Source organism: Agromyces ramosus (assembly GCF_030817175.1).
Classification (GTDB): domain Bacteria; phylum Actinomycetota; class Actinomycetes; order Actinomycetales; family Microbacteriaceae; genus Agromyces; species Agromyces ramosus_A.
In genome coordinates this window covers 2,074,251-2,096,958 of sequence record NZ_JAUSYY010000001.1, presented here as the reverse complement: position 1 = coordinate 2,096,958, position 22,708 = coordinate 2,074,251, and the positions used below count along the sequence as shown (strand labels likewise).

24 protein-coding genes are annotated in these 22,708 nt (G+C 70.8%); 14 read left to right on the top strand and 10 right to left on the bottom strand.

Going from position 1 to position 22,708, the window contains the following annotated elements; all coding sequences use genetic code 11:
• Window position 1: 1 nt before the first annotated feature.
• The 4 genes from rhaI to QFZ26_RS09715 all read left to right on the top strand — a co-directional run bounded on the left by rhaI (window position 2) and on the right by QFZ26_RS09715 (window position 5,666).
• A complete protein-coding gene (gene rhaI / locus QFZ26_RS09730; protein WP_373460755.1) occupies window positions 2-1,159 on the top strand; it encodes an L-rhamnose isomerase in 1,158 nt (385 codons plus the stop codon).
• 4 nt (window positions 1,160-1,163) lie between these two features.
• Window positions 1,164-2,033: an alpha/beta hydrolase gene (locus tag QFZ26_RS09725; RefSeq protein ID WP_307041571.1), complete on the top strand. Its 870-nt coding sequence runs from the start codon at window positions 1,164-1,166 to the stop codon at window positions 2,031-2,033.
• The gene (locus QFZ26_RS09720; RefSeq protein WP_307041569.1) at window positions 2,030-4,066 is read left to right on the top strand and encodes a bifunctional aldolase/short-chain dehydrogenase; all 2,037 of its coding nucleotides are present in this window, start codon (window positions 2,030-2,032) and stop codon (window positions 4,064-4,066) included. Before QFZ26_RS09725 ends, QFZ26_RS09720 begins: the two co-directional genes overlap by 4 nt.
• Before the next feature lie 145 nt (window positions 4,067-4,211).
• On the top strand, window positions 4,212-5,666 hold the full coding sequence (locus tag QFZ26_RS09715) for a rhamnulokinase (RefSeq protein ID WP_307041567.1): 1,455 nt from the start codon (window positions 4,212-4,214) through the stop codon (window positions 5,664-5,666).
• A 35-nt stretch (window positions 5,667-5,701) separates the two neighbouring features.
• Here QFZ26_RS09715 and QFZ26_RS09710 read toward each other — a convergent pair whose 3' ends face one another.
• From QFZ26_RS09710 to QFZ26_RS09700, 3 genes are all read right to left on the bottom strand, one after another.
• The gene (locus QFZ26_RS09710; RefSeq protein WP_307041564.1) at window positions 5,702-6,514 is read right to left on the bottom strand and encodes a sulfite exporter TauE/SafE family protein; all 813 of its coding nucleotides are present in this window, start codon (window positions 6,512-6,514) and stop codon (window positions 5,702-5,704) included.
• 62 nt (window positions 6,515-6,576) lie between these two features.
• The gene (locus tag QFZ26_RS09705; RefSeq protein ID WP_307041562.1) at window positions 6,577-8,118 is read right to left on the bottom strand and encodes a gamma-glutamyltransferase family protein; all 1,542 of its coding nucleotides are present in this window, start codon (window positions 8,116-8,118) and stop codon (window positions 6,577-6,579) included.
• Entirely contained in the window at window positions 8,115-8,882 is a 768-nt protein-coding gene (locus QFZ26_RS09700; RefSeq protein WP_307041560.1) for a FadR/GntR family transcriptional regulator, read from the bottom strand. Before QFZ26_RS09700 ends, QFZ26_RS09705 begins: the two co-directional genes overlap by 4 nt.
• Window positions 8,883-9,027: 145 nt before the next feature.
• On the opposite strand from QFZ26_RS09700, the gene QFZ26_RS09695 reads away from it, so the two are divergent.
• Genes QFZ26_RS09695 through QFZ26_RS09685 form a run of 3 tightly spaced genes read left to right on the top strand, consistent with a single transcriptional unit; the run spans window position 9,028 to window position 11,543 of the window.
• Window positions 9,028-9,888 carry an ABC transporter substrate-binding protein gene (locus tag QFZ26_RS09695; RefSeq protein ID WP_307041558.1) on the top strand — a complete coding sequence of 287 codons (861 nt, stop codon included), beginning with the start codon at window positions 9,028-9,030 and terminating at the stop codon, window positions 9,886-9,888.
• Between the two features lie 40 nt (window positions 9,889-9,928).
• Complete coding sequence (locus QFZ26_RS09690; protein ID WP_307041556.1) at window positions 9,929-10,735, top strand: amino acid ABC transporter permease; 807 nt, start codon at window positions 9,929-9,931, stop codon at window positions 10,733-10,735.
• A gap of 10 nt (window positions 10,736-10,745) precedes the next feature.
• Window positions 10,746-11,543, top strand: coding sequence for an amino acid ABC transporter ATP-binding protein (locus QFZ26_RS09685; protein WP_307041554.1), 798 nt, complete (start codon window positions 10,746-10,748; stop codon window positions 11,541-11,543).
• Window positions 11,544-11,601: 58 nt separating this feature from the next.
• Here QFZ26_RS09685 and QFZ26_RS09680 read toward each other — a convergent pair whose 3' ends face one another.
• Window positions 11,602-11,724: a hypothetical protein gene (locus QFZ26_RS09680; RefSeq protein ID WP_307041551.1), complete on the bottom strand. Its 123-nt coding sequence runs from the start codon at window positions 11,722-11,724 to the stop codon at window positions 11,602-11,604.
• Between QFZ26_RS09680 and QFZ26_RS09675 the strand changes: the two genes are divergently transcribed.
• The 3 genes from QFZ26_RS09675 to QFZ26_RS09665 all read left to right on the top strand — a co-directional run bounded on the left by QFZ26_RS09675 (window position 11,723) and on the right by QFZ26_RS09665 (window position 14,800).
• Entirely contained in the window at window positions 11,723-12,658 is a 936-nt protein-coding gene (locus tag QFZ26_RS09675; protein WP_307041549.1) for a 2-hydroxyacid dehydrogenase, read from the top strand. The two genes, QFZ26_RS09680 and QFZ26_RS09675, sit on opposite strands and share 2 nt — an antisense overlap.
• A 44-nt stretch (window positions 12,659-12,702) precedes the next feature.
• Complete coding sequence (locus QFZ26_RS09670; protein WP_307041547.1) at window positions 12,703-13,668, top strand: serine hydrolase domain-containing protein; 966 nt, start codon at window positions 12,703-12,705, stop codon at window positions 13,666-13,668.
• 85 nt (window positions 13,669-13,753) lie between these two features.
• Window positions 13,754-14,800, top strand: coding sequence for an NYN domain-containing protein (locus QFZ26_RS09665; RefSeq protein WP_307041545.1), 1,047 nt, complete (start codon window positions 13,754-13,756; stop codon window positions 14,798-14,800).
• A gap of 11 nt (window positions 14,801-14,811) precedes the next feature.
• On the opposite strand, the gene QFZ26_RS09660 is transcribed toward QFZ26_RS09665, so the two are convergent.
• A complete protein-coding gene (locus QFZ26_RS09660; RefSeq protein WP_307041543.1) occupies window positions 14,812-15,084 on the bottom strand; it encodes a hypothetical protein in 273 nt (90 codons plus the stop codon).
• Between the two features lie 189 nt (window positions 15,085-15,273).
• On the opposite strand from QFZ26_RS09660, the gene QFZ26_RS09655 reads away from it, so the two are divergent.
• Window positions 15,274-16,017, top strand: a complete 744-nt coding sequence (locus QFZ26_RS09655) for a FadR/GntR family transcriptional regulator (protein ID WP_307041542.1) — start codon at window positions 15,274-15,276, stop codon at window positions 16,015-16,017.
• An 18-nt stretch (window positions 16,018-16,035) separates the two neighbouring features.
• A complete protein-coding gene (locus tag QFZ26_RS09650) occupies window positions 16,036-17,421 on the top strand; it encodes an alpha-hydroxy acid oxidase (RefSeq protein ID WP_307041541.1) in 1,386 nt (461 codons plus the stop codon).
• 40 nt (window positions 17,422-17,461) lie between these two features.
• On the opposite strand, the gene QFZ26_RS09645 is transcribed toward QFZ26_RS09650, so the two are convergent.
• A complete protein-coding gene (locus tag QFZ26_RS09645; RefSeq protein WP_307041539.1) occupies window positions 17,462-17,839 on the bottom strand; it encodes a hypothetical protein in 378 nt (125 codons plus the stop codon).
• 402 nt (window positions 17,840-18,241) lie between these two features.
• Between QFZ26_RS09645 and QFZ26_RS09640 the strand changes: the two genes are divergently transcribed.
• Window positions 18,242-18,682, top strand: a complete 441-nt coding sequence (locus tag QFZ26_RS09640; RefSeq protein WP_307041538.1) for an iron chaperone — start codon at window positions 18,242-18,244, stop codon at window positions 18,680-18,682.
• On the opposite strand, the gene QFZ26_RS09635 is transcribed toward QFZ26_RS09640, so the two are convergent.
• The 4 genes from QFZ26_RS09635 to QFZ26_RS09620 all read right to left on the bottom strand — a co-directional run bounded on the left by QFZ26_RS09635 (window position 18,675) and on the right by QFZ26_RS09620 (window position 22,034).
• Window positions 18,675-19,016, bottom strand: coding sequence for a hypothetical protein (locus QFZ26_RS09635; protein WP_307041536.1), 342 nt, complete (start codon window positions 19,014-19,016; stop codon window positions 18,675-18,677). The two genes, QFZ26_RS09640 and QFZ26_RS09635, sit on opposite strands and share 8 nt — an antisense overlap.
• A 108-nt stretch (window positions 19,017-19,124) precedes the next feature.
• Window positions 19,125-20,753 (bottom strand): helix-turn-helix domain-containing protein, encoded by a 1,629-nt coding sequence (locus QFZ26_RS09630; RefSeq protein ID WP_307041535.1) that lies wholly within the window; start codon window positions 20,751-20,753, stop codon window positions 19,125-19,127.
• A gap of 93 nt (window positions 20,754-20,846) precedes the next feature.
• The gene (locus tag QFZ26_RS09625; protein ID WP_307041533.1) at window positions 20,847-21,332 is read right to left on the bottom strand and encodes a hypothetical protein; all 486 of its coding nucleotides are present in this window, start codon (window positions 21,330-21,332) and stop codon (window positions 20,847-20,849) included.
• A gap of 120 nt (window positions 21,333-21,452) precedes the next feature.
• Entirely contained in the window at window positions 21,453-22,034 is a 582-nt protein-coding gene (locus QFZ26_RS09620; RefSeq protein WP_307041531.1) for a dihydrofolate reductase family protein, read from the bottom strand.
• 73 nt (window positions 22,035-22,107) lie between these two features.
• Here QFZ26_RS09620 and QFZ26_RS09615 point away from each other — a divergent pair, with 73 nt between their 5' ends.
• On the top strand, window positions 22,108-22,692 hold the full coding sequence (locus QFZ26_RS09615) for a TetR/AcrR family transcriptional regulator (protein ID WP_307041529.1): 585 nt from the start codon (window positions 22,108-22,110) through the stop codon (window positions 22,690-22,692).
• Window positions 22,693-22,708 lie beyond the last annotated feature (16 nt).

Genomic DNA, 22,708 nt, shown 5'->3' with positions numbered 1-22,708 from the left:
CATTCCCACCGACATCCTGTCCGAGCTGGAGCTGCAGTCGATCGAGCTGCCCTCCTGGGCGTTCGGCAACTCGGGCACCCGCTTCAAGGTGTTCACGACGCCGGGCACCCCGCGCGACCCGTTCGAGAAGATCGCGGATGCCGCGCAGGTGCACCGGTACACGGCGCTCGCGCCGACGGTGGCGCTGCACATCCCGTGGGACAAGGTCGACGACTACGACGTGCTGCGCACGCACGCCGAAGACCACGGAGTGGCGCTCGGCACCATCAACTCCAACACCTTCCAGGATGACGACTACAAGTTCGGCGCCCTCACCCACGAAGACCCTGCGGTGCGCCGCAAGGCGATCGACCACCACTTCGAGTGCATCGACATCATGCACAAGACGGGCAGCCGCGACCTGAAGATCTGGCTCGCCGAAGGATCGAACTACCCCGGCCAGGCCGACCTGCGCGGTCGTCAAGACCGCCTGCACGAGTCGCTCGCCACCATCTACGAGCGCCTCGGCGACGACCAGCGCCTCGTGCTCGAGTACAAGTTCTTCGAGCCGGCGTTCTATCACACGGATGTGCCCGACTGGGGCACGTCGTACGCACAGGTCGCGGCCCTCGGCGACAAGGCGATGGTCTGCCTCGACACCGGCCACCACGCGCCCGGCACGAACATCGAGTTCATCGTCATGCAGCTGCTGCGCCTCGGCAAGCTCGGCTCGTTCGACTTCAATTCGCGCTTCTACGCCGACGACGACCTCATCGTCGGCGCCGCCGACCCGTTCCAGCTGTTCCGCATCATCTTCGAGGTGATCCGTGGCGGCGGCTTCAACCACCCCGACGTCGCGTTCATGCTCGACCAGTGCCACAACGTCGAGGACAAGATCCCGGGCCAGATCCGCTCGGTGCTGAACGTGCAGGAGATGACGGCGCGTGCGCTCCTCGTCGACACCGAGGCGCTGCGCGCGGCGCAGGTGTCGGGCGACGTGCTCGAGGCCAACCGCATCTTCATGGACGCGTTCTACACCGACGTGCGCCCCGCCCTCGCGGAGTGGCGCGAGTCGCGCGGCCTGCCCGCCGACCCGATGGCGGCGTTCGCGGCATCCGGCTACCTTGCGAAGATCGCCGCCGACCGTGTCGGTGGCGTGCAGGCGGGCTGGGGCGCCTGAGCGGATGTCTCGGTTGAGCGAGCCGTACGCGGCAGCAGACGGGCTCGTGCGGGTGTACACGGCGAGCGCGGGCGATGCGGCGACGGATGCCCCGACGACGGGCCCGACCCCTGGGCTCGTGTGGGCGCACGGCGGCGGTTTCGTCGCGGGCGACCTCGACATGCCCGAGGCCGATTGGGTTGCGCGCACCCTCGCCGCCCGCGGCATCACGGTCGTTTCGATCGACTACCGCCTCGTCGGCGACGGATGCCGCTACCCGGCGCCGTCCGACGACGTGCTCGCCGCCTGGCGCTGGACCCTCGACAACGCCGGCGAGCTCGGCATCGACCCGGCTCGCACCGCGATCGGCGGGGCGAGCGCCGGCGCCAACCTCGTCACGGGCGCCGTGCTGCGCCTGCTGGCCGAGGCCGTCTCGACGCCACTGCCGGCAGGCGTCTTCCTCGCCTACCCGACGCTCCTCGCCGTGCAGCCGGCACCGGATGCCGCGCTCCGCGCGCTGCTCGACGCGGACCCCGCCGCCGACCGCTTCGGCCCGGCGAACGTGCGTGCGATGTACGAGGGGTACCTCGGCGGCCCCGTCGACGACGCGCCCCTTGCGGCGGTGCCCGGCCGCGCCGCGGCATCCGAGCTCGCGGGCTTCCCCCCGGTGCTCATGATCAACGACGAGGCCGACGAGCTGCGCGTCTCGGGCGAGGCGTTCGCCGCGACCCTCGTCGAGGCCGGCGTGCCGCTCGAGCTCGTCGTCGAGCCCGGCACCGAGCACGGCCACCTCAACCGGCCCGGCGAGCCGGCGGCATCCGACTCGATCGAGCGCGTCGTGCGCTGGATCGGCACCCTGACCACCCTCCGCACCACCGAAGGAAGCTCCTCATGACGAACCAGGCAGCAGCCGACCTCATCGCGCGGTCGAACCGCCTCGGCGCCGACCCGAAGAACACGAACTACGCGGGCGGCAACACGTCGGCGAAGGGCACCGAGACCGACCCGGTCACGGGCGAGCCCGTCGAGCTCATGTGGGTGAAGGGCTCGGGCGGCGACCTCGGCACCCTCACCGAGCAGGGCCTCGCGGTGCTGCGGCTCGACCGGCTGCGCGCGCTCGTCGACGTCTACCCGGGCGTCGAGCGGGAAGACGAGATGGTCGCCGCGTTCGACTACACGCTGCACGGCAAGGGCGGCGCGGCGCCGTCGATCGACACGGCGATGCACGGCCTCGTCGACGCGGCGCACGTCGACCACCTGCACCCCGACTCCGGCATCGCGATCGCGACCGCGGCCGACGGCGAAGAGCTCACCGCGAAGATCTTCGGCGACAGGGTGGTGTGGGTGCCGTGGCGTCGCCCTGGCTTCCAGCTCGGACTCGACATCGCCGAGATCAAGGCGAAGAACCCGCAGGCCGTCGGCTGCATCCTCGGCGGTCACGGCATCACGGCCTGGGGCGACACCTCGGAGGAATCCGAGCGCAACTCGCTGTGGATCATCGACACGGCCGCCGCGTACATCGCCGAGCACGGCACGGCCGACCCGTTCGGCGCCGAGCTCGAGGGCTACGCGCCGCTCGAGGCATCCGAGCGCCGGGCCAAGGCGGCAGCGCTCGCCGCGACCATTCGCGGCATCGCGAGCCATGACCGCCCGATGGTCGGCCACTTCACGGATGCCCCCGAAGTGCTCGACTTCCTCGCCCGGGCCGAGCACCCCCGGCTCGCCGCGCTCGGCACGAGCTGCCCCGACCACTTCCTGCGCACCAAAGTGAAGCCGCTGGTGCTCGACCTGCCGGCCGACGCCGACGTCGAGGCATCCGTGGCCCGCCTGAAGGAGCTGCACGAGGCCTACCGCGCCGACTACCAGGCGTACTACGACGCCCACGCGACGCCCGACAGCCCGGCGATCCGCGGCGCCGACCCGCTCATCGTGCTCATCCCGGGCGTCGGCATGTTCAGTTACGGCGCGAACAAGCAGACCGCGCGTGTGGCCGGCGAGTTCTACGTCAACGCCATCAACGTGATGCGGGGCGCCGAGGCGCTCTCGACCTACTCCCCCATCAGCGATGCCGAGAAGTTCCGCATCGAGTACTGGGCGCTCGAGGAGGCGAAGCTCCAGCGCATGCCGAAGCCGAAGCAGCACGCCACGCGCGTCGCACTCGTCACCGGCGCGGCATCCGGCATCGGCAAGGCGATCGCCACGCGGCTCGCGGCCGAGGGCGCCTGCGTCGTCATCGCCGACCTCGACCTCGAGAAGGCGCAGGCGGCGGCATCCGAGATCGGCAACAGCGATGTCGCGATCGGCGTGCAGGCGAACGTGACGGATGCCTCGGCGGTGCAGCGCGCGATCGACGACGCGGTGCTCGCCTTCGGCGGCCTCGACCTCGTCGTCAACAACGCGGGCCTCTCGCTCTCGAAGCCGCTGCTCGACACCACCGAGGCCGACTGGGACCTGCAGCACGACGTCATGGCGAAGGGCTCGTTCCTCGTCTCCAAGGCCGCGGCACGCGTGCTCATCGACCAGGGGCTCGGCGGCGACATCATCTACATCTCCTCGAAGAACTCCGTCTTCGCCGGCCCGAACAACATCGCGTACTCGGCGACGAAGGCGGACCAGGCGCACCAGGTGCGACTCCTCGCCGTCGAGCTCGGCGAGTACGGCATCAAGGTCAACGGCATCAACCCCGACGGCGTCGTGCGCGGCTCGGGCATCTTCGCCTCGGGCTGGGGCGCGAACCGCGCCAAGACCTACGGCATCGAGGAGGAGGACCTCGGCAAGTTCTACGCGCAGCGCACGATCCTGAAGCGCGAGGTGCTCCCCGAGAACGTCGCGAACGCGGTGATCGTGCTCACCGGGCCCGAGCTCTCGCACACGACGGGCCTGCACATCCCGGTCGACGCGGGCGTCGCGGCGGCCTTCCTGCGATGAGCGCGCACCCCGCCTCCCCGCGCCGAGCGGCGTCGCGCCCCGCGGCGCCACGCCCCGCCGCGCACCGAGAGGGCGCAACGTGTCGGAATTCCGGCGCGGAAGCGACCGTTTGCGCCCTCTCGACGCGGGCGAGCGGGGTGGCGACGTGAGCGGGGCGGGCACCGCCGCCGCGGGAACCGTCGCGGCGGTCGACCTCGGCGCGACGAGCGGACGTGTCATCCTCGGCCGCGTCGACCAGCGCGCCGGCACGCTCGAGCTCGATCACGTCGCCCGGTTCCCGAACGGGCCGGTGCGGCTCGCGTCGGGCCTGCACTGGGACCTCACGGGCCTCTACCGCGACCTCACCGGCGGACTCGCCGAGGCATTCCGGCGCGACCCTGCGGTCTCGTCGATCGGCGTCGACTCGTGGGCCGTCGACTACGCACTGCTGCGCGGCGGCCGCGTTCTGGGTGAGCCGTTCCACTACCGCGACGAGCGCACCGCGGCCGGTGTCGACGCCGTGCACGCGACCGTTCCCTTCGACGAGCTCTACCGCCGCAGCGGGCTGCAGTTCCTCCCGTTCAACACGGTGTACCAGCTCGCGGCCGAGCGCGACGGGGCGAGCGGATGGCTCGACCTCGCCGACTCGCTCCTGCTCGTGCCCGACCTCATCGGGTTCCAGCTCACGGGCTCGAAGGTGGCCGAGCGTACGAACGCGTCGACGACCGGACTCGTCGGCGTGGAGTCGGGCGAGTGGGACGACGAGCTCATCGAGCAGCTCGGGTTCCCGGCATCCGTCTTCGCACCGCTGGTCTCACCGGGCGACTCGCTCGGTCGCCTCCGCGCCGCCGTGGCCGCCGAGCTCGGCGCACCTGCGGGCATCGAGGTCGTCGCCGTCGGATCGCACGACACCGCCTCGGCGGTCGTCGCCGTGCCGATGCGCGCCGAGGCGGCCGCATACATCTCGTGCGGCACGTGGGGCCTCGTGGGTGTCGAGCTCGAGCGTCCGGTGCTGAAGGATGCCGCGCGCGAGGCGAACTTCACGAACGAGGGCGGCGTCGACGGGCGCGTGCGCTTCCTGCACAACGTCATGGGGCTGTGGCTGCTCTCCGAGTCGGTGCGCTGGTGGGAGCGTGACGGCGAGACGATCGACCTGCCCGGGCTCCTCGCGGCGGCGGCATCCGTCACCTCGCCGGTTGCGGTCTTCGACGCGAACGACCCGCGGTTCCTGACTCCCGGCGACATGCCCGCTCGCATCGCCGAGTGGTGCGTCGAGCAGGGCCTCGCCGCACCGGCCAGCCGCGCCGAGTTCGCCCGGTCGATCATCGAGAGCCTCGCAGAGGCGTTCGCCGGTGCCGTGCGCACCGCGTCGATCCTCTCGGGCGTCGACGTCGAGACGATCCACGTGGTTGGCGGTGGCGCCTTGAACGAACTGCTCTGCCAGCGCACCGCCGACCGTTCGGGCATTCCGGTGCTCGCCGGGCCGGTCGAGGCGACCGCGATCGGCAACGTGCTCGTGCAGGCGCGCGCGCAGGGCTTCGCGAGCGGCGACCTCGAGTCACTGCGGGCGCTCGTGTCGGCGGCCTTCACCCCGCGGCGCTTCCAGCCCGGCGAGCGCTGAACCGGGGCGGGCGCCAACGACCCCGGGATGACCGCTCAGGCCGACGGGCGCCGGCTCTTCCGGTGCTTCACGAGCAGCTGGATGGCGACGCCCGTGATGAGCACCGAGAACGCGACGTTCGACCAGAACGGCGTGATTGCCGTCGCGGTCAGCAATCCGAGCGGGGACGCCACGCACGCGGTGATGCCGACGAACGCTGCGGCTCGCACGTCGATGTTCCGACGTCGGGCGTTTCCCACGGTCGCGGAGACCGAGCCCGGCACCATCATGAGCAGGGACGTGCCCTTCGCGACGAGGTCGCTCGCACCGAAGAAGAACATCAGCACCGGCACGACGACGATGCCGCCGCCGACGCCGAGGAGACCCGACAGCACGCCCGTGATCACGCCGACGATGCAGAGGGCCACCGCCGTCAGCGGGTTGAGCGCGATGACGTCGTCGCGCTGCGGCACCACGATCCAGAGGCTCACGACCGTGATGACGAGGAACGCGATGAACGACCAGAAGAGCGGCGTCTTGGGGATCCTGGCGAGCAGGTAGGTTCCGATCTGCGCACCGCCCACGACCCCGACGGCGAGCAGCGCACCGGCGATCCAGTCGACGTTGCCCGACAGGGCGTAGCTGACCGCTCCGACCACCGCCGTCGGCAGGATGGCCGCGACCGAGGTGCCGGCGGCGAGGCGTTGGGAGAAGCCGAGCAGCATGAGCGCCGGGACGACGACGATGCCGCCGCCGACGCCGAACAGCCCGGAGAGATAGCCCGCCGCAAGGCCGAGCGCGATCAGCGCGACGGCGGAGTGCCGTGCGGCATCGGCCGGGGTGGTGTTGGATTCGAGGTCACGCGTCATCTTCAGATCTCGGTTCGTCGGTTCGTCGGCTCGTCGGTTCAAGTGTCTTCGGCACGGTGCCGTCAGCCGCCGACGATCGCCGCGGATCCGTCGGAGCGCGGATCGCTGGCGGCGTCGTAGCCCGACGGCAGAACGCGGATCAGGTTGGAATGGCCGAGCCCCTCGTCGCGAGGCTGCACGGTCTTCACGTGGAGCCCGCTCGCCCGAAGGGCCTCCTGCGCCTGCCTCGGCACGTCCGCCTCGACCGTGACCGTGCGTACGGTGTCGCCGTCGTCCTGCACGCCGACGACCCAGCGCGGTGCGCTCGTCGCCTCGATCGCGGATGCCCCGGCGAGCGAGTTGAGCAGGAGATGGGCGTGGATCTGCGGCTGCGCCTGCCCGCCCATCGTCGCCGCCGCGAGGACGAGCTCGCCGTCGCGTTGGACCAGGACGGGCATGAGCGTGTGCGGCGGCCGGCGGCCGGGCGCATAGACCGCGGGATGCGCGGCATCGAGTGAGAACGACGTTCCACGGTTCTGGAAGAGGATGCCGGTCTGGGGCTCGAGCACACAGGCCCCGAAGGCCCAGTACACCGACTGCACGAGCGAGACCGCCCAGCCGTCGGCGCTCACGGCGGTCAGGCCGACCGTGTCGCCGGACGCCGGTCGCACGTCGGCACCGCTGAGCTCTGGGGCATCCATGCTGACGAGCGCTTCGGCGCCGACCGCCGAGGCATCGGGGTCGGTGAGCCAGCGTGCGCGGACTCGGTTGTTCTCGGCGAAGACGGCCGCGAGTCGGCCGGCGTCGGCGCCGAGCGGTTCGGAGATGCCGTCCTGTGCGAGGAAGCGCAGGGTACGGAGCAGCGAGAAGCCCTGCGTGTTCGGCGGGCTCGTGAGCACTTCGACGCCGAGGGCCTCGATCGAGATGGGCTGTTCGATGGCGGCGCGGTAGCCGGCGGCATCCGCCTCGCTGATACGGCTGCCGAGGGCGCGGAGACCGGCGACCCACTTCGACGCGATACGTCCGGTGTAGAACTCGTCGGGACCGTGCTCGGCAAGCCGTTCGATCGTGCGGGCGAGCGCGGGCTGGCGGAGGGTGTCACCCTCGTCGAGCGGCGAGCCGTCGGGGAGGAAGAGGGCTCGGCAGCCCGCATCGGCCGCCAGGTCTCGGCGGTCGATGCGTGCGGCGCGTGCCACCGACCGCGCGACCGGAACACCATCGCGAGCGGCCGCTTCGGCGCGGCCGAGCCGCTGCGCCCAGCTCAGCCGGCCGCCCGACTCGGCGAGCGCCTGCCAGCCACGCACGCCCCCCGGCACGGTGACGGTGTCGATCCCACGTGCGGGCAGCGCGGTTCCGTGACGTTCGCGAAGCTCGGCGAGGCTCGTTCCCGAGGGCGCACGGCCCGTCGCGTTCACGAAGCGCACGACTCCGTCGGGGCTGCGGACGAGCGCGACGAGGTCTCCGCCGAGGGCGACGTTGTTCGGGTACACGACGCAGAGCATCGCCGCCGCCGCGATCGCCGCATCGATCGCGTTGCCACCGCTGCGCATCGCCTCGGCGCCGGCCTCGGTGGCGAGGTAGTGGGACGTCGCCACTGCGCCGCGCACGGCGTTCATCGTCGTCATGCGGGCGTCGACTCGGTCGCCGCGGAGGATGCGGCGATCTCGGGGTCCGCAGATGACGCGCGCAATGCCGACAAGAGGACGGACTCGACGTGTGCTCGCGCCTCCAGTTCCGCCTTCGGCCCGTCGTGTGCTGCGATCGCCTCGAAGATGCGGCGGTGCGCGGCACTCGATGCGATGCGTCGCTCGGGGGTCTGCAGGGCCCGTCGCCGGCTCGGCGCGATCTCGGATGCGATGAGTTCGGTGAGTTGGGCGAGCAAGGGGTTGTGCGTGTACTGGGAGATCGTCTGGTGGAAGGCGCGATCGAGCACGGCGTACCGCTCGAGATCGGTCTCGACCTCCATCTCCTCGACGAGCGCACGGAGCTGTGCGATGTCGCGGGAGGTGACCCGGGTCGCGGCGAGCGCCGCGATGGGCGGCTCGATCACCGCGCGTAACTCCATGATGCGTGAGAGCTCGGTGTTGCCGGCAGCCGTCGCGTCGAGGAGCGCGGAGAGTGCGTCACCGGCGTGACCCCCGCGGGATGCGGCGGAGACGACGATCGTGCCCCGTCCGGGACGGCGGTCGATGAGGCCTCTGCTCTCGAGTTCGTGGAGCGCCTGGCGAATCGACACCCGAGAGACCCCGAGGAGCTCACCGAGCTCCCGCTCGGGCGGCAGCCGGTCACCGGGCTTGAGCTGGCCGTCGATGATCAGTCGTTCGAGGTCGACGGAGAGTCGATCGGGCACGGAGAGCGATTCCGATCTCCGCAGCGATGCCCATTCCATGTCGCGCTCCTTCGTTGGATGCCTGAGCGGGAGTGCCTGTCACGTGACGGCGACGGAACCCCAATGAACAGATTGACAGTTGGTCCTACCAGCTGTCAAACTCTCCGAGCACAGCGTAGTGACCCCCACAACTTCAGGAGTGATCGTGGCCGATTCGTTCTTTCTCCGCCGTTCCGCCGGCATCACCGCGACCCTTGCCGTCGCCCTCTCCCTCGCCGCATGCGCAGGGTCCGGTGCGTCCGGAACGGGATCGACCGATTCGTCGGCGGACTCGATCGAGCTCGTCTCCCCCGGCGCCCTGACGATCTGCACCGGTGATTCACCGCCGAACATCTTCTACGACGAGAACAACGAGCTGACGGGCGTCGAGATCGACATCGCGGATGCGCTGGCCAGCGAGCTAGACCTGGAGCTCAAGCTCTCCGAGTACGCGTTCGCCGGCCTCATCCCGGCACTGCAGGCACAACAGTGCGATGTGATCATGGGCTCGCTCTACATCAAGCCGGAGCGCGAGGAGATCGCGAACTTCGTCCCGTACCTGTACTCCGGAACAGCGGTCGGCGTGGCCAAGGCGAACCCGAAGGACGTCAGTGGGTTCGACGAGTCGCTCTGCGGCACCAAGGTCGTCGCCATCACCGGTGCAACCGGTGCCGTCGAGGCCGAGAACCGATCGAAGGAGTGCGCCGATTCCGGCGAGGCGCCGATCGAGATCACGCTCGTGGACGAAGGCACGCACGCGATCCAGCAGGTGCTCGCCGGCCAGGCCGACGCCTTCATCGACACCTCGGAGATCGTCGACTTCTACCACCGCGAGTCCGACGGAGACTTCGAGATGACCGGAGAGCCGTTCGGCAAGATCGAGATCGGCGCGGCGACGCTGAAGAACAACGCCGCCCTCAATGAGGCGCTCGACGAGGCGTTCCAGGTGCTGCTCGACGACGGCCGTTACCACGAGATCCTCGAGCAGTGGGGCGTGCAGAGCGCCGACATCACCGCGGGCGCATAGCCGTTCCGGAATCCGCACGCTGACCTCCGAAGGAGCCCCCATGGCGTTCGACTGGACGTACTTCTGGCAGAGCCTGCTCACGCCGAGTCCGCAGTTCCTCAACGGACTCGCGCTGACCGTCATCGTCTCGGTGGTGGCGATGGCGCTCGCTCTCGTGCTCGGCCTGCTCATCGCCCTCATGGGCCGCAGTCGGTTCCTGCCGTTGCGCATCTTCGCGAGCCTGTACATCTGGGTGATCCGCGGCACGCCGCTCCTCGTGCAGCTCGTGATCATCTACACCGGATTCGCCGCCGCCGGGCTGTTCCGCTTCGAGGACGTCGACCTCTTCGGCGCGCTCATCAAGGGTGCCGTGCAGGCGGCGATCGTCGGGCTGATGCTGAACGAGAGCGCGTACATCTCCGAGATCGTCCGCTCGGGTCTCGAATCGGTCGACCGTGGGCAGAACGAGGCCGCGCTCTCACTCGGGATGACCCCGCTCGGCGCGATGCGCCGCATCATCGTGCCGCAGGCGATCCGCGTGATGGTGCCGCCGCTCGGCAACTCCTTCAACGGCCTCATGAAGAGCACCTCGATCCTGTCGATCATCGGCGTGGCAGAGATGTTCCAGATCGGCAGCACCATGAGCGCTTCGACGTTCAAGGTGTTCGAGATCTACATCGTCGTCGCGCTCTACTACCTGCTCCTCACGACCGTGTGGACATTGGCGCAGACCGGAATCGAGAACATGCTCAACGCCCAAGCCGGCCTCCCCCGAGCGGAACCCGTGCTGAAGCGGCTCTTCGGACTCCGCAGCCGGAGAGCCGCTGTCGTGGCCGCCCCGGTCCTCCAGCCCGTCGACGCCGCGTGAGGAGCGAGCAATGACCCTGTACACCGCACCCAACGCGATCGACGTCGAGCCCATCGTGCGTGCCGTCGGCGTGCACAAGTCCTTCGGCGACAAGCACATCCTGACCGGCGTCGACCTCGAGGTCGCACGCGGGGAGGTCGTCGTGCTCGTCGGACCATCCGGTGCCGGCAAGACGACGTTCCTGCGAACCCTGAACCGACTCGAGGCGATCGACGCGGGCGAGATCGCGGTGCGCGGCGAACGCATCGGCCAGCGCACGAACCAGCGCGGCCGACTTGTCGAGCGATCCGTGCGCGAGCTCGCGCAGCAGCGCGCCGAGATCGGATTCGTCTTCCAGCACTTCAACCTGTTCCCGAACATGACCGTGCTCGAGAACATCTGGCACGCGCCCGTGCACGTCAAGCACGAGCCGAAGGCGGCCGCCGTCGCCTACGCGAACGAGCTGCTCGCTCGCGTCGGCCTCGCCGAGAAGGCGCACGTACGCCCTCGCTCACTGTCGGGTGGCCAGCAGCAGCGCGTGGCGATCGCCCGCGCACTCGCGATGCGCCCCGCGTTGATGCTCTTCGACGAGCCGACGAGCGCGCTCGACCCCGAGATGGTCGGTGAGGTCCTCGCGGTGATGCGCGACCTGGCGGCTGCCGGCATGACGATGATCGTCGTGAGCCACGAGATGGGGTTCACGCGGGAAGTCGCCGACCGGGTGATCGTGATGGACGGCGGCCGGATCATCGAGTCGGGCGATCCCGAGCAGGTCTTCACGGCACCGCGGCAGGAGCGAACCCGTCAGTTCCTGTCGAAGGTGCTGTGACGAGACGGCCGTGGGCTGCGAACCGGTGGGGCGACGTCGGGGCACCGTGACTCGAGGCTCAGGCGGGCACCGGCAGCGGCACGGATGCCGCGGGCAGGTGGAGCAGCTGCTGTGACGCGCAGCGTCGCGCGCCGACCCGACGGCCGGCCGTGCGGCATCCGCTCTGGAAGGATTGACCCATGACGGATGCCCCATTGCTCGTCTCCGTGCCCGGCGCCACGCTGCGCGACGCACTCGATGCGCTCGGCCCTGTTCCCGCGGGTGCCGAGGTCGTCGTGTGGGACTTCGAGTCGCCGCCGCCCGCAGCGCACCTCGACCTCGTCGTGCCGCCGTACATGGGCGCCTCGGCCCGACTCGGAGCGCTCGCGGCCGTCACGACCCGGCTCGTGCAGTCGCAGTCGATCGGCTACGACGACGTCCCCGCGGCCCTCCCGCCCGGGCATGTCTTCGCGAACGCCGCGAGCGTGCACGAGACCTCCACCGCCGAGCTCACCCTCGCGCTCGTGCTCGCCGCGCAGCGCGGCATCCCCGACTTCGTGCGCGCCGCCGCCGAGGGCCGATGGGCGCCCGCGCGACACGAGAGCCTCGCCGACCGGCGGGTGCTGCTGCTCGGCTACGGCGGGGTCGGCCGTGCGATCGAGGCGCGGCTCGCGCCGTTCGAGGTCCAGCTCGTGCGCGTCGCTTCGCGGGCGCGCGACGACGAGACCGGCCACGTCCACGGCATCGACGAGCTGCCCGAGCTGCTGCCGACCGCCGACATCGTGATCGTCGGCGTGCCGCTCAGCGACGCGACGACGGGCCTCGTCGACGATGCGTTCCTCAGCGCGATGCCCGACGGCGCCCTCCTCGTGAACATCGCGAGGGGCCGCGTCGCCGACACCGACGCGATCCTCGACCACGCCACCCGCGGACGTCTGCGCTTCGCCCTCGACGTCACCGACCCCGAGCCGCTCCCCAGCGGGCATCCGCTGTTCGCCCTGCCGCACGTGCTCATCTCGCCGCACGTCGGCGGCGCGTCGACCGCGATGATGCCCCGCATGGCGCGGCTGCTGCGAACGCAGATCGAGCGGATGCTCCGCGGCGAGGAACCGCTCAACGTCGTGCTCCGCAGCTGAGCGGTTCCGACGCGCCCCACCCCGCACACCATCGAGAGGACAGCATGCCCGCCTACGACCACGCCTTCGACTGGGTCCGCCGCCACGTCGACGCGGGCGTCCTGCCGACCGCCGTGCTCGGCATCGCGACGGCCGAGGGCGTCGTGGCCCTCGACGCGTTCGGCGGGGCATCCGTCGACGATCACTACCCGCTGTTCTCGGTGACGAAGCCCATGGTGGGCCTCTCCGCGCTGCAGCTCATCGAGCAGGGTCGGCTCACCGCCGAGACGCCGCTCGCCCGGGCGGTACCCGAGTTCGGCGCCGACCGCGACGACGTCGTGCGGCTCAGGCACCTCGTGAGCCACACCTCGGGCATCATCGAGCCGCCCATGGACACTCCAGGACTGCGGTCGTTGCTCGTCGCACCCGGCCGCGACTTCGCCGCGGGCACCGTGTCACGGTACTCGACGATCGCGTTCGAGGGCGTCGCCGCGCTCATCGAGCATGCGGGCGGTACACCGTGGGGGCAGGCGGTCGCGGCGGTGGGCGAGCGGGTCGGCGCGACCGGCTTCACCCTCGACGCCGAGGCGAGCCACCACGAGGTCGTCGATGCGGCCGGGCAGGGGCTCGACTACGAGAAGTTCGCGTCGTTGCGGCATCCGGGCGCCGGGCTCCTCGGACGCGCCGAGGACCTGCTCGCCGTCGGCAGCGCCCTGCTGCGCAACGACGGCTCGATCGTCTCGCCGGTGACGGTCGAGGCGATGCTGCGGCCGCTCACCGCGGGGCTCCCGAAGCTCGAGCCCTACCGCGAGAGCCGCGGTCAGGACTGGGGCTTCACGTGGAACCTGCGGCACTCGGCGCAGGGCCTCCTCGCCCGCGACACGTACGGCCACGGCGGCTGGGCCGGAGCCGAGTTCTGGATCACGCCCTCGCGCGACGTCTGCTTCGTGCTGCTCACCAACATCGGCGGCGGCTTCACCCGCCTCGGGGCCGACGCCGACGAGCTGCACAACGCGGTCGCCGCCGCCTGAACGACCGGCGGATGCCCCGCCTCCCATGCGTTGCGCATCCTGACGTCCTACGATCGGAGGTGACGCCAACCGACGGAAGGTCGACATGCCCGCCTCGGCAGAACCCCGCGTAGCCCTCTACTTCGACTTCGACAACATCGTCATCTCGCGCTACGACCAGTTGCACGGCGACTTCGCCTACCGCAAGGACACCGCGCGCGGCAAGGCGCCCGCGCCTCAGACGGTGCAGAAGCTCGCCCAGGCCACGGTCGACATCGACGCCGTGCTCGACTTCGCCGCGACGTTCGGCACGATCGCCATCGCGCGCGCGTATGCCGACTGGTCGACGCCCATCAACGCGAGCTATCGCGGCCAGCTCATCGACCGGGCGGTCGACCTCGTGCAGCTGTTCCCCCTTTCGGCGACGAAGAACGGCGCCGACATCCGCCTCGCCGTCGATGCGGTCGAAGACATGTTCCGCATCGAAGACCTCACGCACATCGTGATCGTCGCGGGCGACTCCGACTACGTCGCGCTCGCCCAGAAGTGCAAGCGACTCGGCCGCTACGTCGTCGGCATCGGCGTGGCCGGCGGCACGAGCCGCGCGCTCACGGCGTCGTGCGACGAGTTCGCCGACTACGACGCGTTGCTGTCGACGGACGCCGCGGTCGCCGACGACGAGGCCGGCACGAGCGATGCCACGGCGTCCGCTGAACCCGCCGCCGCACCGCCGACGCGCGCTCGCCGCGCATCTAGGGGGCGCAAGCCCGCGGATGCCGCAGCCGAGGCGAGCCCAGCCGAAGCTGCCGCGGCCGAGCCGCCGGCCGAGCCGACGCCGGCGGAACGCGCGCCTGCGATGGCCGTGTTCATGCCACCGGGGGCGTCACGCGACGACACCGATGACGCCCCGGCGACGGGTACGCGCAACCCGGGCCGCCTGCTGCTGAAGGCCATGGAACTGCTGCGCGTCAAGAACGACCAGGAGTGGCAGGCGAGCGGCGCGGTGAAGAACCAGATGCTCCGCATGGACCCGAGCTTCCAGGAACGCCGACTCGGCTTCGGCTCGTTCTCCGACTTCATCAAGTCGCGAGCCGGCGTCGTCGAGCTCGACGAGGCCGGCAACCGCATCCGCATCCGCCCGAAGAAGGACTGAGGCGGCTCGGCTCAGATACCCACCCCGGTCGCGTTGGCGCCCGGTTCGTCGGACTCCTGCCCTTGGAGCGCATCGCTCGCATCGGGAACGCCCGGCACCGCGGAGTCCTCCGTGGGCGGCGGCTGGATGTTGTACGACGACATGTCCTCGTCCGGCGCGAAGTCGTCGGTGTCGGCGTCGGAGTCGGCGTCGGCGGTTCGATTGGGCTCGGCGCTCTCGTCGTCGGGTCCCTCCGCCGGCTCCTCGGGGTGCTGACGGGACGAGGGGGTGTTGATGTCGGACATCCGGGTGCTCCACTCTCGACGCCGGCGGCGTCGTCTCCCCAAGTCTTCGTCGCGCCACTCGATCTCGGCAGGGGGTTGCAGCAACCGATCGGTGCGGTTATCGCGGCAAGGCGACTCCGAGCACGGTGTGGTCTGACCACACATGATACTGTGGTCTGACCACATCGGCGCGAGCGAAAGGGCGAGCACATGGCGGCAAGCAGCGCCGCGGCATCCGAAGCTCCCCGTGCCTGGCAGAGCGTGCTCGAGCACGTCGAAGCGCACCTGCTCGACGGCACCCTCGCTCCCGGCGACCGCCTCCCCGGCGAGCGCGCGCTCTCGGCCGAGCTCGGCGTCGGCCGCTCCAGCGTGCGCGAGGCATTGCGCGTGCTCGAGGTGCTCGGGCTCATCCGCACGCAATCGGGCTCGGGTCCGAGCGCGGGCGCCATCATCATCGCCACGCCGGGCGGCGGCATGAGCGCCCTGATGCGGCTGCAGGTGGCGGCTCGCGGATTCCCCGTCGCCGACATCGTGCGCACGCGGCTGATCCTCGAGTCATCCGTCGCGGGCGACCTGGCCGAGGCCGACCCGCACGCCGACCTGTCGGCGGCCGAGCGCCTGCTCGACGCCATGGACTCCCCCGAGCTCACGCCGTCGGAGTTCCTCGCGCTCGACGCGGCCTTCCACCTGGCGCTCGCCGAGGCATCCGGCAACCAGGTCATCACCGCGACCATGGCGGGGCTCCGCAGCGGCATCGAGGGCTACGCACTCGCGGGGCTGTCCACGATCACCGACTGGCCCGCGACCTCCGCCCGCCTCCGGCGCGAGCACCGCGGCATCGTCGAGGCCATCAGGGCAGCGGATGCCCCGACCGCCCGCACCCGCATCCACGACCACATCTCGGGGTACTACGCCGAGACCTTCATCGAACCCGCCAGCATCCCCACCAACTGAAAGCAGAGCAGCAGCCCCATGGTCAAGCGCCAGTTCCCGAACCCCCGCGAGCTCACCGAACTCATGCAGTTCAAGAAGGCGACGCTCAACCCCACCGACCGCCGGCTCGAGAAGGCGCTCACGATCGCCGACCTCCGCGCGATCGCGAAGCGCCGCACCCCGAAGGCGCCCTTCGACTACACCGAGGGCGCCGCCGAGGGCGAGCTGTCGCTCGCGCGCGCGCGGCAGGCGTTCCAGGACATCGAGTTCCACCCGTCGATCCTGCGCAACGTGCCGGTCGTCGACACGAGCGTCGAGGTGCTCGGCGGGCCGAGCGCCCTGCCGTTCGGCATCGCGCCCACGGGCTTCACCCGCATGATGCAGACCGAGGGCGAGGTCGCCGGCGCGGGTGCCGCCGCCGCGGCCGGCATCCCGTTCACCCTCTCGACGCTCGGCACGACGTCGATCGAAGAGGTGAAGGCGGCGAACCCGAACGGTCGCAACTGGTTCCAGCTCTACGTCATGCGCGAGCGTGAGATCTCGTACGAGCTCGCCCGCCGTGCCGCGGCGGCCGGCTTCGACACGCTCTTCTTCACGGTCGACACCCCGGTCGCCGGCGCCCGCCTGCGCGACAAGCGCAACGGCTTCTCGATCCCTCCGCAGCTCACCGTCGGCACCGTGCTCGACACGCTTCCGCGCCCCGCGTGGTGGATCAACTTCCTCACCACCCCGAAGCTCGAGTTCGCCTCGCTCTCCTCGACCGGTGGAACCGTCGCCGACCTGCTCAACTCGGCGATGGACCCGACCATCTCGTTCGACGACCTCGACGTCATCCGTGGCATCTGGCCCGGCAAGATCGTGGTCAAGGGCGTGCAGACCGTCGAAGACGCGAAGCTCCTCGCCGACCGCGGCGTCGACGGCATCGTGCTCTCGAACCATGGCGGCCGTCAGCTCGACCGTGCACCGATCCCGTTCCACCTGCTCCCGCACGTCGCGCGCGAGGTCGGCACCGACCTCGAGGTGCACCTCGACACCGGCATCATGTCGGGCGCCGACATCGTGGCATCCATCGCCCTCGGCGCACGGTTCACGCTCGTGGGCCGCGCCTACCTGTACGGTCTGATGGCCGGCGGGCGCCGCGGCGTCGACAAGACCATCGAGATTCTCAGCAATGAGATCGTGCGCACGATGACGCTCCTCGAGGTCGCCACGATCGACGAGCTCGGCCCGCAGCACGTCACCCAGCTGGCCCGGCTCATCCCGATCGCGAAGCCGGTGGCGGATGCCGCAGAGGCCGCCGTGTCGTCGAAGCCGAAGACCGTGCGCTCGCCGCGGTCGGCCGCAGCAGCGAAGGCGGCCACGACGAAGACGGCTTCCGCCAAGGCTGCGTCGAAGCCCACGTCGCGGAGCTCGCTCGCGAAGTAGGCGGCGCCGCTGCGGCTGAGCCGGCCCACCTGACAAGGGCCTACGACGTGGGGGCGATCCAGCCCGCGAATGTCGCGGCGCTGACGAACGTCAAGGTGTCGCCGGCGACGATGACGACGGGGCTCCTGCCGGAGCCCGCGTCGACCGGCCCGGTGTACGCACCCGGAACGGGATCGTTCGACTCGACGAAACCGGCGTCTGCGAGCGCTGGCTCCCATACGGCCGGATCGGCTGCGGAGAGCTGAGTGACGCTGAGGCCGAAGTCGGTCTGCGGCTTGCCCCAGCCGCAAGCGAGACCGCCCGCTTCGACCATCTGCGCGGCGATTGGGAAGTAGGTGGCCAGGTGGTCGACGGCGACGGGCTCCAGCGGCTCGAGCCCGTCGGCAGTGAGCTTCGCGTAGCCGTCGGGCGTGAGCACGGTGTCGCAGGTTGCGGCCGGCGCCTCGCTCGGCTCGGTTGTGGGCTCTGCAGAGGGGGATTCCGTCGGCGTGGCGGGCGGAGAGGCTGTCGGTGTCGGTGTCGGGGTCGGTGCGGGGGCGGACGCAGCCGGCGAGGGCGAGGGCGGCAACCAACATGACCGGAAGGGCGCTCAATCGAAGAGGCGTCATCGTCGCAGCATATTGGGTCGCAGCACCGAGCGGATCAGTGCGGGCCCTGAGTCCCGCACGACGACAGCGGGTGACCCATTCGCGACCGGCGGTGACGGCGACCATCGGAGCAGGATCGGAGAAGCGCGCGACGAGCGCACCCGCATAGCCTGACATCGACGCCTCGACGGGTGCGGCGTCCAAGATGGGGAACCCCGGAAGGAGACACCACGATGGCCAAGACCGACACGACCGGAGGGCTGAGCGCGGAGGAACGCGACGCGGTCAAGCAACGCGCCAAGGAACTCCGCGAGCAGGAGAAGGCGGGCAAGAACCGCGCGGCGGGTGAGAAGGCGCTCCAAGACGTCATCGATGGGCTGGAGCCCGAAGACAAGGTGCTCGCCGAGGGACTCCGCAAGGTCGTCACCGAGGTCGCGCCCGACCTCGTTCCCAAGACGTACTACGGCATGCCCGGCTACGCGAACGGCGACGGCAAGATGGTCGTCTTCATCCAGCCGGCCAAGAAGTTCAACACGCGCTACGCGACCCTCGGCTTCGAGGACAAGGCGAACCTCGACGACGGGGACATGTGGTCGGTCGGCTTCGCGCTTCGCACCTGGTCGCCCGAAGTCGAGCAGACCGTCACCGAGCTCGTCCGCAAGGCGATCAGCTGACCGCGCTCATCGGGTACGAGCCGGGTTCCGAAGCCGTCGGTGACGACGGGCTCGGTGCCCGATCGGCGCGCCGACCCGCTGTGCGGTACCGCAGGAACCAGGCCAGCATGAGCGCCGACGCCACGAGGTAGAAGGTGTGCAGGAACCAGATCGGCCCGAGCGGCAGGCTGAAGACGTAGACGGAGTGCACGGCGTTGCCGACGTTCGTGATCGCGAGGTTTCCGAAGCTGTACGACGACAGGTCCTTCGTGCGCGCGGCCTTCACCAGCATGGGCAGGTAGCTCATGGCGAAGAGGCCGGTCGAGAGGATGCCGGCGAGCACGGCGAGTTCCATGCACCCGACGGTACGAACCGGCGTTCGCCGCGGCATCCGGAGAATCACCCATTCGCGGATGCCGCATGGAGCCGTTCACCGCTCCATCCGGCGTCGGCTGCCCCTGCCTCAGATCAGGGCGTGCTCGTAGGCGTAGGCCGTCGCCGCCGCGCGCGATGAGACGCCGAGCTTCGCGAAGACGTTGCTGAGGTGCCGGTCGACCGTCTTCTCGCTGAGGTAGAGCTGGCCCGCGATGGCCCGGTTCGTCCTGCCCTCGGCCACGAGTCGCACGACCTCGACCTCACGAGGGGTGAGCGGGCCGAACCGGGCGGGCGATCCGGCGCGCGCGAGCGCGTCGACGCGCAGCACGTCGGGTGCGGCGCCGAGCTCGAGGAACGCCGCCCGCGCGGCATCCAGTTCCATCGACGCGGAGGCCTCGTCGCCGAGCGCACGCCACGCGCACGCCGTGAGCACGCGGCACCGTGCCGCCTCGTACGGCGCGTCGACCTCCTGCCAGCTCGTCCACGCGGTGCGCAGCGGGCCGAGCGCGCCTCGAGCGTCGCCCTCGGCGAGCCGCACCGCACCATCGCATCCTGCCGCGACCGCTCGCCGCACCGGCTTCGCATCGGGCGGGGTCGCCGCCGCGAGCTCGTCGGCGGCACGGCGCGCTGCCGCGACGTCGCCGGCGGCGAGCTCGATCTCGACGACGGCGGGCAGGAGCTGGTGGCGAGTCGCCAGGTCGGCCTGCTCAGCGGCCGGACCGATCAGCGATCGCGCGAGCCGAACGTTGCCCTGCGCGAGCCGGAGCAGTGCCAGCCCAGGCTGTGGCGGCCACCCGGTCTCGGCCGCACGCTGGTACGCCGCTTCGGCCTCGCCGACCTCGCCGCAAAGGCGGTGCACGTCGCCCTGCAGGTACCAGCCCGAGAACTCGGCGTTCCAGTCGCCGTGGCTCGCGAGGCCCACCGCCACCCGCGCCGCCTCGAGGGCGTCGGTCCACGCGCCGTGCAGGCGGTACAGCTCGGCGCGGTGCGCCTGGCACATGCCGCTGAACATGACCATGCCGGGTCGTGCGCCGCACCAGTGGTCGAGCGCGACCGTCCATTCCTGGGCTCGGCGCACGTCGAACGCGAGGTGGCAGCTGCCGATGACCTCGCAGTACACGATCCCGGATGCCACGGGCGAGATCTCCCCCGCGGTGACCGCGACCATCACCTCGTCGAGGAGCGCGAGGCCGTCGTCGGCCCGGCCGAGCATGATCTCGGCCTGCCCGAGTCCGAGGTGCGCCAAGGCCATGACATCGCGATCGCGGAACCGTTCGCCGATCGCGAACGCCTCGGCGAACGCACGTGCCGCGCCCGCCACGTCGCCGCCGTAGAGCGCCCCCAGGGCGGCGGGGATGCGCGCGAGGCCCTCCGCCGATTCAGCCCCGGCTCCGCCCTCCGCCACCCGCGTCGCGCGCGCGAGCCAGCCGCCGCCGCGCGCGAGGTCGCCCTTGCTCGTGAGGTAGATGCCGATCCAGGCGGCGGATCGGGCTGCGCCCGCTGCGTCGTCGACCTCGAGGAACGCCTCATGCGCTCGCGTCGCGAGGTCGATTCCTTCAGTGTCGCGGCCGAGCAGCAGCGCCGCGGTGGAGAGCTGCTCGAGATCCGCGGCCTCGAGCCGCCCGTCGAGGTCGGCCTCCGACAGCGCTGCGAACGCGTCGAGCCACTGGTGCGCGGCGAACGCCGCGCGACCGCGATCGAGGGCTTCGGAGCTCATGGGGCCTCCCGCCGGCCCGATGCACGTGGCATCCGCCGGCTACGGGTCACGGTACCCCTGCGCCCTGCAGCGGGCAAGAACCGCGAACTGGTGTCAGACGACCTTGCTGGCGCGCTGGCGCGCCTGCTTCACGCGATGCTCGACGTGCTCCTTGTCGGTCGGCGTGGTCACCGAGGTCACGACCGTGTGCAGCGCGATGTGCTTCACCATCTTGTTGGCCTGCTTCGCCTGGGCATTGCGCTGCTTGATCGTCTTGGCGCGCTTCTTCGCGTCGGTCTCGGCCAGCGCACGCCGGCGGGCATCGCCCGACGAGGTCGCCACGATCGAGGCGCGCTCGAGCTGGGCTGCGGCCTTGCGGGCCATCCGCTTCGCGCGTGCTGGACGGACGCGTACCTCGTCGCGCGCGGCACGAATCCCATCGTGGGCGCCCGCGGTCTTGGCCTGGAACTTCTCGCGGGCCTCGAGCGAGAGCGTCTTCGCCAGCTTCCGTGCCTGCTTGTCGGCGCGCTTCGCCTCCGCCACGGCCTTGCGGGCCTCACGTCGCTCGGCGCGAGGCGTACGGGTCTTCGTCTTCGCCATGACATCCTCCGATCCGGGTTCGCTCGCCAGTGTGCCACCGCCCGCGCTGCGAGCCCAGCGGTTGACCCCGGGCACCCGGTCGGCTAGCCCGCCTGCAGCCGGCCGACCGGGGGGCGAGGGTCAGCTCGCGCCGCGAGCGTACTCGGTGATGATGACCCCTGAGCCGTACGCGGTGCTGTCGACGAGGTCGAACGCGCGCGGCTCGTAGCCGTCGCCGGCGAAGAGCGGGATGCCGGCGCCGAAGACCACCGGGCTGACCTTGAGCACGAGCCGGTCGATCTCGCCCACGAGCGCGGCAGCGAGGCTGCCGCCGCCGCACAGCCAGATGTCGGCGCCGTCTTCGGTCTTCAGCTGCCGCACGACCTCGACCGGATCGGCGGCACTGACGGTCACGCCCTCGCCGACGCTGTCGGCGCCGCGTGCTCGGGAGAACACCAGCTGCCGCAGGTGCGAGTAGGGACTCGTCATGCCGAACGGCAGGCCGACCGCGTAGGTGTTCCAGCCCATCACGACCGTGTCGAACGTGGTCGCCCGTTGCTCGATGCCGAGGCCCGCCGCGGCCGCGGTGGGCAGGGCATCGGGATACCGGGCGAAGACGGCGTCCATGTGGTCGCCCTCGGCGAGAAGGGCGTCGTACTCCCCTGCGGGGCCGGCGATGTAGCCGTCGAGGCTGACGGCAACGTAGTACACGAGGTTTCGCATTGAATCCAATCCACGACTGATGTAGTGGTCAAGAAGGTACCACAGGTGTAGTGGTTCGCGCTACACTCGCCGCATGGCCCGAAACGACGAACGCCGGAGGCTGCTCGCCGACGCCGCGATCGAAGTGCTCGCTCGCGAAGGCGCGCGCGGCCTGACGCACCGCGCCGTCGATCGGGCGGCCGACGTTCCGCAGGGCACGAGCTCGAACTACTTCGCGAGCCGCGCCGACCTCATCGCCGGACTCGTCGACCGCATCGGCGAGCGGCTGGGCCCCACCCCCGACGACCTCGCCGAGCGCGCCGGCGAGCCACCGAGTCGCGCGCTGTTCGCCGACTACCTGCGCGACATCGTCCGGCGACTCACGGGCGAGCGCGACGTCACGCTCGCGCTCTTCGAGCTCCGGCTCGAGAGCACGCGGCGCCCAGAGGTCGCCGCCGTGCTCCGCGAGTGGCAGCGAACGGCGTTCGCAGCGGATGTCGGGTTCAACACGGCCGCCGGCCTCCCCGGCGGCGCCCGCGAGATCGCCGCGTTCCACTACGCGATCGACGGACTCGTGCTCGACCGGCTCACCACCCCGATCGATCCCGACACGTCGACCGACGAGGTCATCGACGCACTCGTGGCCGGCCTGCTGCCGGCGCCCGCCGCAAGCGGCTGACGTTCGCGGGGTTGCC

Coding starts and splice junctions, on each gene's coding strand:
- QFZ26_RS09685 (WP_307041554.1), top strand. CDS start 10,746: ATGACCCTGTACACCGCACCCAACGCGATCGACGTCGAGCCCATCGTG.
- QFZ26_RS09655 (WP_307041542.1), top strand. CDS start 15,274: ATGGCGGCAAGCAGCGCCGCGGCATCCGAAGCTCCCCGTGCCTGGCAG.
- QFZ26_RS09675 (WP_307041549.1), top strand. CDS start 11,723: ATGACGGATGCCCCATTGCTCGTCTCCGTGCCCGGCGCCACGCTGCGC.
- QFZ26_RS09615 (WP_307041529.1), top strand. CDS start 22,108: ATGGCCCGAAACGACGAACGCCGGAGGCTGCTCGCCGACGCCGCGATC.
- QFZ26_RS09630 (WP_307041535.1), bottom strand. CDS start 20,753: ATGAGCTCCGAAGCCCTCGATCGCGGTCGCGCGGCGTTCGCCGCGCAC.
- QFZ26_RS09700 (WP_307041560.1), bottom strand. CDS start 8,882: ATGGAATGGGCATCGCTGCGGAGATCGGAATCGCTCTCCGTGCCCGAT.
- QFZ26_RS09635 (WP_307041536.1), bottom strand. CDS start 19,016: ATGGAACTCGCCGTGCTCGCCGGCATCCTCTCGACCGGCCTCTTCGCC.
- QFZ26_RS09705 (WP_307041562.1), bottom strand. CDS start 8,118: ATGACGACGATGAACGCCGTGCGCGGCGCAGTGGCGACGTCCCACTAC.
- QFZ26_RS09625 (WP_307041533.1), bottom strand. CDS start 21,332: ATGGCGAAGACGAAGACCCGTACGCCTCGCGCCGAGCGACGTGAGGCC.
- QFZ26_RS09665 (WP_307041545.1), top strand. CDS start 13,754: ATGCCCGCCTCGGCAGAACCCCGCGTAGCCCTCTACTTCGACTTCGAC.
- QFZ26_RS09640 (WP_307041538.1), top strand. CDS start 18,242: ATGGCCAAGACCGACACGACCGGAGGGCTGAGCGCGGAGGAACGCGAC.
- QFZ26_RS09725 (WP_307041571.1), top strand. CDS start 1,164: ATGTCTCGGTTGAGCGAGCCGTACGCGGCAGCAGACGGGCTCGTGCGG.
- QFZ26_RS09670 (WP_307041547.1), top strand. CDS start 12,703: ATGCCCGCCTACGACCACGCCTTCGACTGGGTCCGCCGCCACGTCGAC.
- QFZ26_RS09650 (WP_307041541.1), top strand. CDS start 16,036: ATGGTCAAGCGCCAGTTCCCGAACCCCCGCGAGCTCACCGAACTCATG.
- QFZ26_RS09720 (WP_307041569.1), top strand. CDS start 2,030: ATGACGAACCAGGCAGCAGCCGACCTCATCGCGCGGTCGAACCGCCTC.
- QFZ26_RS09660 (WP_307041543.1), bottom strand. CDS start 15,084: ATGTCCGACATCAACACCCCCTCGTCCCGTCAGCACCCCGAGGAGCCG.
- QFZ26_RS09680 (WP_307041551.1), bottom strand. CDS start 11,724: ATGGGTCAATCCTTCCAGAGCGGATGCCGCACGGCCGGCCGTCGGGTC.
- QFZ26_RS09690 (WP_307041556.1), top strand. CDS start 9,929: ATGGCGTTCGACTGGACGTACTTCTGGCAGAGCCTGCTCACGCCGAGT.
- QFZ26_RS09620 (WP_307041531.1), bottom strand. CDS start 22,034: ATGCGAAACCTCGTGTACTACGTTGCCGTCAGCCTCGACGGCTACATC.
- QFZ26_RS09710 (WP_307041564.1), bottom strand. CDS start 6,514: ATGACGCGTGACCTCGAATCCAACACCACCCCGGCCGATGCCGCACGG.